This window comes from Staphylococcus pseudoxylosus (genome assembly GCF_003697915.1).
Classification (GTDB): domain Bacteria; phylum Bacillota; class Bacilli; order Staphylococcales; family Staphylococcaceae; genus Staphylococcus; species Staphylococcus pseudoxylosus.
In genome coordinates this window covers 184,513-200,746 of sequence record NZ_RCVN01000005.1, presented here as the reverse complement: position 1 = coordinate 200,746, position 16,234 = coordinate 184,513, and the positions used below count along the sequence as shown (strand labels likewise).

Annotated in this window: 15 protein-coding genes; 10 read left to right on the top strand and 5 right to left on the bottom strand. The window is 34.4% G+C overall.

Annotation, left to right across the window (positions count from 1 at the left end; genetic code table 11):
• Window positions 1-44 precede the first annotated feature (44 nt).
• Both D9V42_RS06210 and D9V42_RS06205 read right to left on the bottom strand, forming a co-directional pair.
• Entirely contained in the window at window positions 45-488 is a 444-nt protein-coding gene (locus D9V42_RS06210) for a VOC family protein (RefSeq protein ID WP_122063904.1), read from the bottom strand.
• A gap of 108 nt (window positions 489-596) precedes the next feature.
• Window positions 597-1,670, bottom strand: a complete 1,074-nt coding sequence (locus D9V42_RS06205) for a M20 family metallopeptidase (RefSeq protein ID WP_122063901.1) — start codon at window positions 1,668-1,670, stop codon at window positions 597-599.
• 223 nt (window positions 1,671-1,893) lie between these two features.
• Between D9V42_RS06205 and D9V42_RS06200 the strand changes: the two genes are divergently transcribed.
• From D9V42_RS06200 to D9V42_RS06190, 3 genes are read left to right on the top strand one after another with little or no spacing between them, the layout of a single operon-like run.
• Window positions 1,894-3,333, top strand: a complete 1,440-nt coding sequence (locus D9V42_RS06200; protein WP_122063898.1) for an NAD-dependent succinate-semialdehyde dehydrogenase — start codon at window positions 1,894-1,896, stop codon at window positions 3,331-3,333.
• A gap of 22 nt (window positions 3,334-3,355) precedes the next feature.
• Complete coding sequence (locus tag D9V42_RS06195; protein ID WP_122063895.1) at window positions 3,356-4,747, top strand: glutamine synthetase family protein; 1,392 nt, start codon at window positions 3,356-3,358, stop codon at window positions 4,745-4,747.
• Window positions 4,748-4,784: 37 nt separating this feature from the next.
• A complete protein-coding gene (locus tag D9V42_RS06190; protein WP_122063893.1) occupies window positions 4,785-5,552 on the top strand; it encodes an SDR family NAD(P)-dependent oxidoreductase in 768 nt (255 codons plus the stop codon).
• A gap of 310 nt (window positions 5,553-5,862) precedes the next feature.
• On the opposite strand, the gene eutH is transcribed toward D9V42_RS06190, so the two are convergent.
• The 3 genes from eutH to D9V42_RS06175 form a co-directional block, all read right to left on the bottom strand.
• Window positions 5,863-7,101, bottom strand: a complete 1,239-nt coding sequence (gene eutH / locus D9V42_RS06185) for an ethanolamine utilization protein EutH (protein ID WP_122063890.1) — start codon at window positions 7,099-7,101, stop codon at window positions 5,863-5,865.
• Between the two features lie 97 nt (window positions 7,102-7,198).
• Window positions 7,199-7,765, bottom strand: a complete 567-nt coding sequence (locus D9V42_RS06180) for an ANTAR domain-containing response regulator (protein WP_122063887.1) — start codon at window positions 7,763-7,765, stop codon at window positions 7,199-7,201.
• Between the two features lies 1 nt (window position 7,766).
• Window positions 7,767-9,197 carry a sensor histidine kinase gene (locus D9V42_RS06175; protein WP_244204778.1) on the bottom strand — a complete coding sequence of 477 codons (1,431 nt, stop codon included), beginning with the start codon at window positions 9,195-9,197 and terminating at the stop codon, window positions 7,767-7,769.
• Between the two features lie 295 nt (window positions 9,198-9,492).
• On the opposite strand from D9V42_RS06175, the gene D9V42_RS06170 reads away from it, so the two are divergent.
• The 7 genes from D9V42_RS06170 (at window position 9,493) to D9V42_RS06145 (ending at window position 16,174) form a co-directional block, all read left to right on the top strand.
• Window positions 9,493-11,613, top strand: coding sequence for a BglG family transcription antiterminator (locus D9V42_RS06170; RefSeq protein WP_122063882.1), 2,121 nt, complete (start codon window positions 9,493-9,495; stop codon window positions 11,611-11,613).
• Between the two features lie 19 nt (window positions 11,614-11,632).
• Window positions 11,633-12,100 (top strand): PTS sugar transporter subunit IIA, encoded by a 468-nt coding sequence (locus D9V42_RS06165; RefSeq protein WP_107555625.1) that lies wholly within the window; start codon window positions 11,633-11,635, stop codon window positions 12,098-12,100.
• A gap of 75 nt (window positions 12,101-12,175) precedes the next feature.
• Complete coding sequence (locus tag D9V42_RS06160) at window positions 12,176-12,454, top strand: PTS sugar transporter subunit IIB (protein WP_017724017.1); 279 nt, start codon at window positions 12,176-12,178, stop codon at window positions 12,452-12,454.
• A gap of 127 nt (window positions 12,455-12,581) precedes the next feature.
• A complete protein-coding gene (locus D9V42_RS06155) occupies window positions 12,582-13,841 on the top strand; it encodes a PTS galactitol transporter subunit IIC (protein WP_107555624.1) in 1,260 nt (419 codons plus the stop codon).
• 20 nt (window positions 13,842-13,861) lie between these two features.
• Window positions 13,862-14,893 (top strand): zinc-binding dehydrogenase, encoded by a 1,032-nt coding sequence (locus D9V42_RS06150; RefSeq protein WP_122063879.1) that lies wholly within the window; start codon window positions 13,862-13,864, stop codon window positions 14,891-14,893.
• A gap of 51 nt (window positions 14,894-14,944) precedes the next feature.
• Entirely contained in the window at window positions 14,945-15,100 is a 156-nt protein-coding gene (locus D9V42_RS15280; RefSeq protein WP_167456090.1) for a hypothetical protein, read from the top strand.
• 36 nt (window positions 15,101-15,136) lie between these two features.
• Entirely contained in the window at window positions 15,137-16,174 is a 1,038-nt protein-coding gene (locus D9V42_RS06145) for a galactitol-1-phosphate 5-dehydrogenase (RefSeq protein WP_122063876.1), read from the top strand.
• Window positions 16,175-16,234: the final 60 nt, after the last annotated feature.

The following is a 16,234-nucleotide window of genomic DNA, read 5'->3' as shown; positions in this document are numbered from 1 at the left end:
TATCATTTCTATCCTCAATAGTTATATTGCCGAATCTCATGAATTTAATCAGGAATAATCAGCATATTTTGTTCATCAAATTTCCACATATCACCAAATGCGACTTCCCAATAGTAACCATCGATATCTGTAAAATAGCCACCATAACCACCCCAATCTAAAACTTGAGCTGGTTTAACAACTGTCGCACCAAATGTCTCGACTTGTTCTAAAATTGAATCGACTTCCTCTTTAGACTTGGCATTGTAAGCTAAAGTAATACCTATAAAGCCACCTGTAGTTATTGTAGGAGGATTATCTGCATTGATATCTTTTGCTAATGCTTCAACAGGAAAAATTTCTAATTTTGTACCGTCGTTATTAAAAAACACGATTGCTAAATGATCATCTGTTACCTCGGCAGTTGTTTTAAAACCAATATTTTTATAAAACTGGAGTGATGCTTTCAAATCTTTAACACCTAACGTGATTAAATTAATTCTATTCATTAGATCTCCTCATTTATGATTGGAATTGAATTGCTTATTATTTCCAAGGTTATAATTTATCTTCGTTACAGTAAACCTTTACCCTCATGATGAATGAGTTATTCTTTCCTAATGTGCAAAATTCTTACTAAATGAAATAATAATATCTTTATATGTCTCTAAAGATTCAATAACTGCATACTCGCCATCACCATGCCATTCTCCTCCTGAGGGACCGAATTCAATAGCAGGGACGTCATATCTTGAAAAATACCTTGTATCTGCGAAACCATGTTGCCCGAACACATCAACATGCTCTTTATTTCCAACCATTTTGATATGTTGCATTAATTTTTGTATATAAGGATTGCTGATTTCATTTTTAACGCTTGGGCCAGTCAAATTCAAAGAAATTTCACCATCAGTAATCTCTTTAATTTGCGCTAAAATATCTTCTTTATCCTGATTAGGTAAATAACGAATATCAAATGAAATCAGACATTCATCTGGAACTTTATTGTAGACTTCGCCACCTTTAATTTTGGCAAGGTTGATTGAAGGTGCCTCAAATATATCTGTAGACTCTTTAGCAAAGGGTAAATCAAGTATTTTATGATAAACTTCCATTGCTTTAGCAATTGCATTTTCCCCTTCCCAAGGCCTACTACCATGAGCTGATTTCCCTTTAAATTGAATATCAAATTGCAAAATACCTTTAGCTTGAAAGCCAATCCCTATTTGTGTTGGTTCAGCACAAATTACAAAATCACCTAAATAACCTTGATCCGTTAAATATGAAGCGCAGTTATATCCTCCAATTTCTTCATCCGTTACTAATTGAAGCTGAACACAGACATCTCCTAAATCAATGTTCTTCAAATCACGCATCGCTACCATAAATGAAGCGACGCCTGCTTTCATATCTGCTGAGCCTCTCCCATAAATCTTGCCGTCTTCAATTTGTGGTGTAAATTGGTTTTTCTTACCACTAACAACATCAACATGACCATTTAAAACAAGTTTTTTATTACCTTCCCCTACGTTACAAACCAACATCTTATAACCATTATTTATTATTATTTCTGACGCCAAACCTTCTTTTTGTAACCATTCCGCACAATAGTCTATCGTTTCGTTTGCAGTATGCTGACTAGAGCTATCAAATTGAATCAAATGTTCTAGTAAATCTAATGTATCTTGCATTGACCATACCCCCTGCCTTTAATTGTGAAAAAGTATAATATATTATCTGAATATTGACAAGATTTAAAAATTTTAGTAATCTTTGTTTATATCAATATATAAAAGAAACAAGCAATATTATTTTGAATTTTCACAAGTAAATATAAATTAAGCAAAGGCGCTTATATCTCAATCTCGTTGATTGTGTATATAAGCGCCTTTTTGCATGTTAAGGGGCGATTTTATGACACGAAATTTAAATTACAATTGGATAAATGGTGAGCAAATTCAAACTGAAAAAACTTTATCAGTTGTCGATCCTGCAAGTGGTAAAACGATTGGAGAAGTTCCTAGTGTAGATGGTGCAATCGTTCAAAAAGCAATTGATAGCGCTGCTAATGCTTTTGAAAGTTGGTCTAATTATACTGCTGAAACTAGACAAGTATTTTTAGAAAAGTGGGCAGTCAACTTGCTTAACAAACAAGAAGAACTTGCAACTATTATGAGTGAAGAACAAGGCAAACCATATAACGAAGCATTTGGTGAGATTGGTGTATGTGCTAAATTCATTCGTTGGTTCGCCGAAGAAGGCAAACGTATATATGGAGAAATCATTCCACCCTCATCTGAAAACCAACGTATTTCAGTAATTAAGCAACCTGTAGGTGTTTGTGGCCTAATTACACCTTGGAACTTCCCAGGTGCAATGGTTGCACGTAAAGTTGCACCAGCACTAGCTGCAGGATGTACAGTTATTGTGAAACCGTCTAGTGAAACACCTAGAATTGCCATTGCTATTTTTGAAGAATTAATAGCTACTGGCATCGATAAGGGCGTTGCTAATATTGTTACAGGTAGCTCTTCGTTAATATCTGACAAACTTTTTAGCGATAAACGTGTTAAAAAAATGTCCTTCACTGGTTCTACTAAAATTGGAAAAACCTTAATGAGTGAAGCTTCCAAACAAATAAAACGTATATCTCTAGAACTTGGTGGTAATGCACCTGCAATCGTATTACCTGACGCCGATTTAGATAACGCAGCTGATGCGGTAGTCGATAATAAATTTGAGAATAGTGGGCAAATGTGTAATGGAATTAACGTCATACTCGTACACAAAGATATCGAATCAGAGATTACCCAAAAAATCATTAGTAGAGTTAATAAGCTAAAAGTAGCTCCTGGCAATGACTCCGGTGCACAAGTTGGTCCATTAATTAACCAACAAGCCATTGAAAAAGTTGAAAAATTAGTAGCAGAATCCCAGGAAAATGGTGCAACTATTCAAACAGGAGGGCACAAAGCTGATATAGCAGGCTCTGAACTTTTTTATCAACCTACAGTTATAACTGATGTCACGCCAACTATGTCGATTGCTCAAGAAGAAATCTTTGGACCAGTAGCACCAATTATTACTTTTGAATCTACTAATGAAGCAATAGAAATAGCTAACGCCTCACCTTATGGACTAGCAGCTTACTTTTTCTCTAATAATATCAATACAGTATATCAAATTAGCGAACAATTAGAATTTGGAATGATTGGCGTTAACGGAACTCAATTAAGTGTACCTCAAGCACCATTTGGCGGTATTAAAGAAAGCGGGATGGGACGCGAAGGTAGTCACTTCGGTCTAGATGGCTTCCTAGAATTAAAATATATTTCATTATCTTTACTTAAATAAAATAGCTAAGGGGATGTCACATATGCAAAACAAAAATAGAGTAACTGGAAATATAACAAAAGATAAATTAATTGAATTAGTCAAATCAAATGAAATTGACACTATAATCATGGGATTTTGTGATATGCAAGGAAGACTCATGGGTAAGCGAATTACAGGAGACTTTATTTTAGAAAATGATATTTCAGATGGTACACATTTTTGTAACTACTTACTAGGCACCAATTTCGAAATGGATACAAATGAAAACTTTGAATTTATGAATTGGAATAAGGGCTATGGCGACTATTTAGCAGTACCTGATTTAGATACGTTAAAAGTTGTGCCATGGTTAGAAAAAACTGCCATGGTCTTTTGTGATGTCTACTCCGTAGATGGTAGTGAACCTATTTGTATTGCACCAAGAAATATATTAAAACACCAAATCCAAAAGGCTGAAGCACATGGTTTATCACCACATATGGCCAGTGAATTAGAATTCTACTTATTCAATAATTCTTTCGAAGAAATTTCAAAACAAGGTTACAACAATTTAGAAGCTGCTGGACATTTAAATGAAGATTACAATTTACTACAAGGCAGTAAAAACGAGCCTATTTATCAAGAAATAAGACACCAAATGCACCTCATGGGCATCACTGTCGAATCTTCAAAAGGTGAAGCATACAAAGGACAACATGAAATCAATTTAAAATATTCTGATGCTTTAAATGCAGCCGATCAACACATCATGTTCAAACATGGAATGAAAGAAATTTGTATACAAAATGATAAATCCGTAACCTTTATGGCTAAACCTTACGAAGCGTGGACTGGATCAAGTGGTCATATACATCTCAGCATGATGGAAAAAGGAACAAAAACAAACGCCTTCTATGCTGGTGATGACGCTGACGAACCTAAATCTGAAACCATGCAACATTTCTTAGCTGGCATTTTAAAATATACTAAAGATTTTAGTTTAATGTTTGCACCTTACGTCAATTCATATAAACGTTTCGCCCCTAACTCTTGGGCACCTGTTAGCATCGCATGGAGCAGAGACAATCGTTCAGCAGGTTACCGTGTAGTTGGTGATGGCAATTCATTACGCTTTGAATCACGTATTTCAGGTGCAGATATGAACCCTTACCTAGCATATTCCGCACTTATAGGAGCAGGACTATATGGTATTGATAACAAGATCCCTTTAAGTGAGGAATTGGTTGGTAATGCCTACGAACAAGACAGTATCACGCGAATCCCATCATCATTACATGAAGCTATCTTGCAATGGAAAAATAGCGAAGTTGTCACAGAAGTACTAGGTGAAGATGTCGCAAATCACTATTTAGAAGCTGCACAATCAGAGCAAAATGATTTCGATTCTTACGTCACGACTTGGGAACGTTCACGTTATTTTGAACAGAGCTAATACCATGCAAAACTATTATTATAAGGAGGAACAATTTATGAGACTAAAAGATAAAGTATGTATTATTACCGGCGCAGGTGGCGGTATGGGGAAAATTGCAGCACAAACCTTTGCCAAAGAAGGTGCTAAAGTTGCAGTCTTTGAAAGAGATGAGCAAGCTGGTCTTGAAACTGTGCAAATAATTAAAGACAATGGTGGCGAAGCCTCATTGTTCAAAGTAGATATTGCAAACGAAGAAAATGTTAAAAATGCAGTTGCAGACACTGTTCAATCTTATGGAAAAATTGATGTACTTTACAATAATGCAGGTGTTATGCCTGAAGCAGATAATTCTGTAGTAAATACAAGTGAAGATGTTTGGGACTTAGTCATGAATATCAATGTTAAAGGCATTTTCTTTATGACAAAATATGTCATACCTGAAATGGAGAAACATAATTCTGGTTCTATTATTAATATTGCATCATTTGTCGCCGAAATGGGTTGTTCTGTACCACAAGATGCTTATACCGCATCAAAAGGCGCTGTTGTTTCTTTAACTAAATCCTTAGCTATACAATTTAGACCTAAAGGTATTAGAACGAACGCAATAAGTCCTGGACCAATCGAAACACCATTACTAATGGAGTGGTTAGTCTCAGATGAAGAAGCTAAAAATACTAGATTAAACAGACAACCAACTGGCCGCTTTGGGAAACCAGAAGATATTGTAAACTGTGCGTTATACTTGGCATCAGATGAATCAGACTGGACGAACGGCGCAAATATTAACGTGGATGGCGGTATCACTGCAAACTACTTCTAAATCATGATACATTGCTATAAATACTTTAGAGTCCTACCGTACAAAGTCATGTACTTCATGGCCTTTTGAAACACATTTAGAAATAGACATACGCTAATACTTTAAGTTAACTATTAAATTAAAGTATTTCCAATCCAATTTGCTTAATAAGACATAAATTAACCCCGAGACATTATAAGTCTCGGGATTTTTAATTTTATAGACAATAACTGAGACATTCTTATTTTTTCATCAACTTTGTAAGAATTATATTCGAAACAATCGTTCTGAATAGTGAAAATTCTAGATTTATAGATTCGAGCTATTATTATTACTTATTCTCTAAGTATTCATCTTCACCAATAATGCCTGCACGTCTATCAATTTCCTCTAATTTTTTCGCTTTTGGAATACATAATAGATATGCAAATATAATCGCAATAATACCTGCACTCAACTTACCAATCATTACAGCAGGGATCAGTGTAGGTTGAAAATTTGCTGTATAAGAAAGATGATCTCCTAACAAGAATGCCGAGCATACACCAAAAGCAATATTGAGCACCTTATCTTTTGGTGGCATATCTCTTACAAGTTTAAGCATTGCTAAAATGTTCGCAATTGTTGCAATAAAACCTGCGCTTCCTACCTCACTTAACCCTACTTTACTTCCAACTTTGTGCAATCCCGTAGAAAAGTATTTACGAATTAAATATACCATCGGGAAAGCACCTGATAACATAATAGCGATATTACCTGCATTTTCTAATGCTCTAAAATTGTCGTGCTTATCAGCCATAATGGGGTCAAATCCCCAACTGCCAAATATAGTGGTAAACAAACCTGTAAATATTTCTACTACAGAAAAGACAAATACTAATTTAATACATGTATCTAGAACTTTACCAAAGACAATAAATATTTTAATCATAATGTCAGAAAAGAAATACAACCCTATTGCTGTGATTAATACAAATAGAATTAATGGTAACAAGTTAATAAATACCGTAGACATGCTAATTTGAAATATATGTGTTGCTGCACTTGTTGTATCAATGACTGTTCTAATTTTTGTATGGCTTAATAGAATTATTACCGTGGAAATAAAAACACCAAATGGTATAGCCAATAGCCCTGACAATATGCCTAACGCCATATACTTATGATCTCGTTTATCTAGCATTGGCAACCCTAGCGGTATGGTAAACACAATCGTTGCCCCTGCCATAAAACCAACAATCATAGCCATTATCCACCCTTCATAACTTTGCTTTAAAACATCTGCAAGTTGATATCCTCCCATATCTGTTGCAAGTATAGAAGTGGCTGCGATTGCTGGATCAGCACCAATCTTGTCAAATAGCGGACCAAAAACTTGTTCTATGAATTTTGAAATAAAAGGAATTGATGCCATGATGCCTGCTGAATTAGCAAAAATAGGCCCAATCGTATAAATCCCTTCCATAAACTCTTTACCAATACCTTTATCTGCATTACGAATCGCACCAAATGCACCTAACACTGCGCATGCCATAATAATATAAATAATTACCGTTCCAATATGCTCCATAATGTTCCCCCCATTGTTAAAGGCTATAAAAAAACAAAAAAGTGCCTATTTGATTAATTCAAATAAGCACCTTTGCTTTTTATATTCACTTGTTTTGTTATCTCAATTTTTCTATGATTTTAGAAGCTTCAATTTCAATACCCACTTGCTTATCCATACTCTTACTCCTGAGTTTCTGATAAGCTGCTTCTTCTGTTAAATTTAATTGCTTCATCAATATGCCTTTTGCTTTTTCAACAAGTTTCCTATCGTCCATTTGTTTCTTAGTATGATCCACTTCAAACCTTAATTCAGCAATATTTTGAGCTTGCCTCATTGCAATCTCAACAGCTGGTAATAATTGAGCTTCGGAAATAGGTTTCACAATATAGCCCACTATATTCGCTTGTTTCGCCTCTTCTACGTATTCACAATGACTATATGCCGTCAGTAGCAATATGGGAATATTGTATTTTTTCGAAATGATTTTGCTTGCTTTTAAACCATCCATTTTCGGCATTTTAATGTCCATGATGATTAAATCTGGCCGAAACTTATCAGTAGCTTCTAATGCTTTTTCTCCATTACCGACTTCAGCAACTACATTATAATTCGCAGCTTCCAACATCTCTACGATATCCATCCTAACGATTGACTCGTCTTCAACAACTATAATAGATGTCATTTTAATTCTCCCCTTTGTATTGAAACGCTACTCTCGCGTTCGTTCCAACACTGTTACGTTCAATTTTAAAAGCTCCGTCTAAGTCATTTTCCGTAATTGTGTTTACTATTTTCAAACCAAATGATTGTTTGAATTCACACGCAGTCTTTCCCGTGTCTTGTACATTTAAATTAATTAATTCAGATTGAGCATTATAAGATAGACAAACTGTTATTACCCCTTCTGCTTGTCCATTAAATGCATGTGTTAAGCAATTCGTTATAAGTTCATTGGCAATTAGTGCGATAGACACTGCTATATTTGAAACTAAATGGATATTCTCATCAGTTTGATAATTAATATGTATCATTTTATTAGGTGATTCGTTATAAACGATCATATTCCCAATTTTTTTAATTAATTTATCAATATTTACAGAATCTGTGGATGATTCATCTAGTATAACTTCGTAGACAGAAGCGATACTTAAAATTCTATTTAGGCTTTCTTGGAAATACTTTTCACTTCCATTGGGTAATCCTCGCCTCATCTGTAAACGCAATAAACTGGCAACAGTCTGTAAATTATTTTTCACACGATGATGAATTTCACCAATAGCAACGGATTTAGATATTAACGCCCGTTCTTTTTCTTTTAAATCTGTAATATCTTTTAACAGAATTAAATGACCGGTCATCACGCCATCTTCAAGCAACTGTATACATTTAATTTGAAAATAATGCCCTTGTAGCGCACGCTCTTCAATTGTGATAATTCGTCCATCTGTAAGCATATTTTCGATAGATGGAAACAATTCTATGAAATTCAGCCCTGCTTCACAGTCCAAATATAAAAGTTCACTTACCATTGCTTCTCCTGCTAAATTAAAGTAGCGGATATTCAACTCATTATCTAAATCAAACAAACTTTCTTCAATCATGTCTGGTACAAAAATGGGATTACTTTCTGAGTTCGATACCAAATCACTTAAAGTACTAGTTGCTTGTGTTAGTGCTTTTAACCTTTTTTCTTCCATAATTTTATTACTGACATCTATTTCCATTATTAGAATGCCTATAATTTCATTAGCTAATTTAATTGGAGTAGCGCTCTGCTCTACTACTTTACCCTCCTGTGAAATTGCTCGATGTTGTGCAAATTCACTACCTGAAAGCACTTCGAATACAGCAGGCTCAAACTTTTCATAAACATTAGCTTCTACTACAGATCCTTGATACAAGCTTTTACAATTCACCGGAACTGCTTCTGCAACAACAATAACTTCACCATGCGCTTCTATTGGACAATCAATAAAAACATTTGCCTGATTCAAGTTGGCGATCATTTGTAATTGTCCTGATACCTCTGAAATCTTATTTATTGCTGCCTCTGACAACATTGTCCTTGCTTTACATCTTATGCTTACTTCATCGATATGCATCATTCCAAACATATTTATGTGAATATTTAGATTCTTATATTCATATACTATTATGAAATTTTGTCAAAAATATGTCAATTCAAAACGCAATAGTTCAAAATTTTATAGTAATTTCACACCTTGTTGACAAATGTGATTTCAAGCTATTATTAAAATCTCGCTCTCACTTTTTATAAATAAAAAGTCTCTTTATATATTTGTTAATTTCACAATCTAATTAAAAGTCTTAGACCAATGATGTTCATTGAATATTGCAACTTTTATCACAATGATGTACATAAAATGAAATTGGATTTGTGTCTGATGAATGTACAACTCTTTGATGCTATGTGCTAAATTAGAGTCAACAACAAGGGAGGGATTCAATATACAGACAGAAAACTTTAGCGTCATTACAGAATTGATTAAAAACCCTAGGCTTAAAGGCAAAGATCTCGAATTAATGTTCAATATATCTCGTAGACAACTTGGCTATAGAATCCAAAAAATCAATACATGGTTAACTGAACAAAATTTACCTACGATAGAGCGTACTAGCCAAGGCTTCTTCATCGTTGATGACGCAATAAAGCATTTTCTTAATGTATATATTGAACCTTTACCACAGGAAAATGAGCAAGTATATACTGCTTGTCAGCGCGCGCATCTCATTTTACTGATGTTGTTTAAAGAAGATGAAGTGTTATCGTTAAATCACTTTTCTATCGATTTAAAAATTAGTAAGAACACTGTATTAAACGATTTAAAGCAATTAAAGTCATTACTAGAACCATATAATATTATCCTGAAATACTCGCGACAGAAAGGCTATCATTTAAAAGGTAATGAATTTGAAATCAGAAAACTTTTAACTAACTTAATTGATAAAGCATATACACTAAACATTTTAAACCATGATGTTTTTGGTATTTTAGGCTTACGCAAAGAAAAACTTCAAATCATAGATACACAAATTAATAAAATCGAACAGTATTTACAAAACAATTTTATAGACGAAAGTACACAAACGTTACGTTATAAACTCTATTTTATTATTAGAAGAATTCAACATAACAAAATTGTCTCACCCTTTTCCATTGGCTATGATGATCTTTCGGATACTGAGGAATATCGAGCAACAGAAATACTCACTACAAATTACTCTGATATACCTCGACAAGAAAAATTGTTTATAACATTACAACTTTTATCAACAAGTGTGCAATGGTCAGAACTAGATGATTCGACATTTTTACCAGAATTAAAAGTAGCACTTCAGACTATGCTTGATCAATTTGAAAAAATCACTTTCATCACATTTAAAGATCGTGAAACATTACTTAATCAATTAATGTTTCATATGAAGCCAGCTTTTTACAGAATTAGATATCAATTATCTGATGTCGAAAGTTTACAGAATACTCTGAAAGATGATTATAAAGAATTGTTTCATCTTGTAAAACTCTCTTCTAAACCAATGGAAAAAATATTACGACAACCTCTGCCCGATAATGAAATTGCATACTTAACCATTATTATCGGTGGCATTTTAAGAAGACAAGATGAAGACATTGATAAAAAAGTGAAAGCAGTTGTTGTCTGTACACAAGGAACATCAATTTCTCAATTAATGTTGCAAGAACTACGAAGTGTATTTCCTGAATTTATATTTTTAGATGCATTATCACTTCGCGAGTTTAACCATTATACACTCGACTTTGATGTGGTTTTCTCACCAATGCACATCATGACAAATAAGAGATTGTATATCACTAAAACGATATTAACTGCTAAAGAAAAACATCAACTACGCCAACACGTATTCGGACAACTTAACAACACATTTGATACTGACATACACGCTCAAAAAATGTTAGCGATGATACGTGAACACGCTGATATTCATAATGAGGACAGCTTATTAAATGAAATTAAACAACAGTTCGATGAAATTCATGCCTATACATCAATCGAATCATCTTCAATATCATTGGATTATCACTTAAATTTGCAAGATTTGCTACCTATCAATCATATTCAATTAATCTCTCACGTTAAAAATATAGACGAGGCCATACGCGTAGCTGCTAAACCACTTTATAACCAACACTATATAGATGCTAATTACATTGATTCTATGATTCAATATTTTGACGCAACGTATATGGTTATTAACCAAAACATCGCAATACCACATGCAGAAAACGAACAAAATGTGAATCGTACGTCTATGAGTATGTTGGTATTAGATGAACCATTAACACTAAAAACAGGACTCGATGTAAATGTATTTGTGATTATAGCAGCTACAGATAAATTCAAACATTTAAGACCTCTACTACAATTACGGGACTTGGCTCAAGACGCCGAAATGGTACAAAACATGATACAAACGGATTCAAAATCACAAGTGTTAGAAGTCATTAAACACTTTTCAATAATAGAGTAAAACAAAGGGGTTGAGCCATATGGAAAGTTTAAAATTGGATACATCTAACATCATTATTGGTTTAGAGGCAGCCACAAAAGAAGAGGCATTAAGTCAATTAGCAAAACGCATGTACAACAATGGTTACGTCAAAGCTTCTTATGAAAATGCAGTTATTGAAAGAGAAGCATCTTTTGCTACAGGCTTACCTACAGTGTATTGTTCGGTAGCCATTCCACACACAGACATTCAACACGTTAATTCAAAATCTATCGGCGTGGCTGTACTTAAAGAAACCGTACCTTTTGTGATTATGGGAGAACTTGAAGCAACAACAGATGTAAAATTAATTTTCATGCTCGCAATGGATAAAGAAGATACACAATTATCATTACTCCAAAAATTAATGGGTATTTTTCAAAACAATCAGATACTTGAAGCCATTGCAACTTCAACAAACAGTACTCACATCGTAGATATTATCGAACATGAAATTAGAGAAGCATAAGCAGTTTTTTGAAATCATAAAAATTTGAAACAATATATCTTAAATATACAGATCAAAAATTAGGAGGAATTTATTATGAAACAAGTATTAGTAGCATGTGGTGCAGGTATTGCAACATCAACGGTAGTGAACAGTGCAATTGAAGAAATGGCTAAAGAACACAACATCAAAGTAGATTTAAAACAAATAAAAATTTCTGAGGTAGGCTCGTATGTTGATACAGCAGACTTATTAGTTACAACTGCTATGACGCAAAAAGAATACGACTTTCCTGTTATTAATGCACGTAACTTTTTAACTGGTATTGGGGTTGAAGATACTAAAAAAGAAATTTTAGATGCATTACAAAGCTAATGAACCATTTATTAAAATAATCATACGAACTGTTGGGATAAATGCCGAAACAATTTTTTATAGTTATAACAAAATGACATCTTAATTTATACCAATAGTACTTTATATAAAGAGGATGGTGTAAGGGATGAGTGGATTTGTAGATTTTATTCAAGCATTTTTAGATTTAGGGGCAACAGTTATACTTCCTATCGTTATATTCCTATTAGGATTATTCTTTAGGCAAAAAGTGGGCGCAGCATTCAGGTCCGGTCTGACAATTGGTGTTGCATTCGTTGGGATTTTCTTAGTTATTGACTTACTAGTTAACAACCTTGGCCCTGCTGCTCAAGCCATGGTTAAAAACTTAGGGGTTAGTTTAAATGTCATTGATGTGGGTTGGCCAGCAACGTCTTCTATTGCTTGGGCCTCTACAATTGCTGCATTTATTATTCCTTTAGGCATTGTCGTTAACATTGCAATGTTATTAACAAAAACAACACGTACTATGAACGTAGATATCTGGAATTTCTGGCACTATACCTTTATGGGCGCCATGGTTTATGCAATATCTGGCAGTATTTGGCAATCTTTAATAGCCGCTGCAGTATTCCAAATTGTTTGTCTAAAAGTGGCTGATTGGACTGCACCAATGATGAGTAAATTTTATGACTTACCTGGTGTGTCTATTGCAACAGGTAGTACCATTTCATATGCTCCAGGTATTTTCTTAGTAAAAGGATTGCAAAAAGTACCTGTAATTAAAAACTTAAATGCAGATCCTGAAACGATTCAAAAAAGATTTGGTGCATTTGGTGAATCTATATTCGTCGGTTTAGTACTCGGTTTAGCAATTGGTTTATTAGCTGGTTACAACGCTGGGGACGTAATCAATCTTGGTATGTCAATGGCTGCAGTTATGGTGTTGATGCCTCGTATGGTTAAGATTTTGATGGAAGGTTTAATGCCTGTTTCAGAATCCGCACGTACATGGCTAAACAAACGTTTTGGTGATCGCGAAATCTACATTGGCTTAGATGCTGCTGTTGCATTAGGGCATCCAGCAGTTATCGCAACCGCTTTAATTTTAGTACCTATAACCGTATTGTTAGCTGTTATTTTGCCTGGTAACCAAGTGCTACCTTTTGGTGACTTAGCAACCATTCCGTTTATTGTCGCTTTTATTGTAGGTGCTGCTCGAGGAAACATTATACACTCAGTTATTGTTGGCACAATCATGATTGCAATTTCCTTATATATCGCAACTGATGTTGCACCGATATTCACAAGTATGGCAGAAGGAACAAATGTGAAAATGCCATCTGGTTCATCACAAATTTCAAGTATAGACCAAGGCGGTAACATCTTAAACTATATTATATTCAAATTCTTTAGCTTATTTAATTAACTTATAGGAGCTGACTACACATGAAAGCACTCGTTAAAACTAAAGCAGGTTTTGGAAACCTAGAATTATTAGATACAGAAACGCCTTCACCGAATGAAGATGAAATAAAAATAAAAGTCCATTATGCAGGTATTTGTGGTACAGATATTCACACATACGAAGGACATTATAAAGTGAATTTTCCTGTTATACTAGGCCACGAATTCTCAGGAGAAGTTGTAGAAGTCGGTACAAATATTACAAATTTTAATATCGGGGATCGTGTTACTTCCGAAACAACATACTACGTTTGTAGGGAATGTGATTATTGTCAAAACGGTGATTATAACTTATGTAATCATCGTAAAGGCTTGGGTACTCAACAAAATGGTGGTTTCACGCAATACTTAGTCACTCCAGCAACTAGCGCCCATCACATACCCGACAATGTTTCTTACAAAGCTGCTGCGATGACTGAACCTTTAGCCTGCGCGCACCATGCCGTCTCTAAAATTGACATTCAACCTGAAGATGTTGTCGTTGTTATTGGCCCTGGGCCTATTGGACTGTTAGTCGCTCAAGTTGTTAAAAGTAAAGGCGCTAAAGTTATCATCACCGGATTGAATAATGATCAAGCAAGACTAAATAAAGCAAATGAACTTAACATAGATCATGTAGTTAATATTCAAAATACTGATTTGAAATCATATGTAAATAAAGTCACTAACGGTTATGGTGCAAATGTTGTATTAGAATGTTCTGGCGCAATACCTGCCGCCAAACAAGGATTAGATATTTTACGTAAAAAAGGACAATATGTTCAAGTTGGTATCTTTAAAGATAGCGAAATCCCTTTCAATTTAGAGCAAATAGTTCAAAAAGAATTACGTATTGTAGGTACTAGAAGCCAAAAACCAGCAGATTGGGAACCTTCTTTACAACTACTAAGCTGTGGTGAAGTCAACGCAGAATCTCTTATTACAAACGAACTTGATATTACACAATGGACAGAAGGATACGATCATATAAAAAGTGGTGAAGGTATCAAAGTATTACTTCGCCCTATCGAATAACTCTCAAAATAGTCATCGTTAATATACAAACGATAAAAGGAGCGTAAAAATATGGTAGAACTAATGTTGGATTTCATGCTTGGACCCTTGAGAAATATTACAGATTTATATATGAACAACTTACTATATGCGAATACTATCGTCATTGTCGGTTACTTTGTCGTTAAATTTTTTAAAAAGAGAAAAACAACTTCTGAGCAAGGTTAATTCATTTCATATTTACAAGTTAAGAGGTGACAACATTTGAAAGCTTTAAACTTATATGGCATTGAAGATTTAAGATATGAAGAAACAACACCACCTGAAATTGACAACAGCAATGATGTTATTATCAAAGTAGTAGCAACAGGAATTTGTGGTTCCGACAATTCACGTTATAAAAAATTAGGACCTTACCGAGCAGGTACACCATTTGGCCACGAGTTCTCAGGTACTGTTCATAGTATAGGGCATGATGTAAAACATTTATCTGTTGGTGATGCCGTGACAGGCTGCCCTGCGATTGTATGCCACAACTGTGAACAATGTGAAAAAGGTGCGTATTCTAGATGTGAAAATTTATATGTCATAGGTTCTTATGAACCAGGATGTTTTGCAGAATACGTTAAACTCCCAGCTCATAACGTCTTAAAGTTACCTAATAATGTAGATTTTGATACGGCCGCTATGGTTGAACCATCTGCAGTGGTAGCACATGGGTTTTATAGAACCACTATGAAACCTGGTGCAACTGTGGCTGTCATCGGTTGCGGAAGTATTGGATTACTAGCCTTACAATGGGCTAAAATATTTGGTGCTGCTAAGACTATTGCTATAGATATAGACCCCAACAAACTAGAGATTGCTAAAACACTTGGTGTTGATGATACAATTAATTCTAAAGAGAAAAGTCTAAATGAAGTTATTAAAAACCTCCCGTATAACATAGATGTAGCCGTTGAATCTGCCGGATCACCATATACGATAGGGCAAGTCTTAACATTACCGTCTAAAGGCGGAGAAGTCTTACTACTTGGTATACCTTATTCAGATATTGAAATCAATCGCGAACATTTTGAAAAGATATTACGTAATGAGCTCAATGTGATTGGTTCTTGGAATGGCTTATCTGCGCCATTTCCTGGTGAAGAATGGCATGCATCACTACATTATATGTCTACTGGGAAAATTAAAGTACATGCTATGATTTCAGATTATCTAGATTTAGCACAAGGTCCTGCAACATTTGATGCAATCGTAAATAACAAGCAGCATTTTAATAAGGTGATTTTCCATCCATAATTAATATATTAAATTCAGCTATAAAGAGACCTATGTCAATAGGTTCATTTATAGCTATTT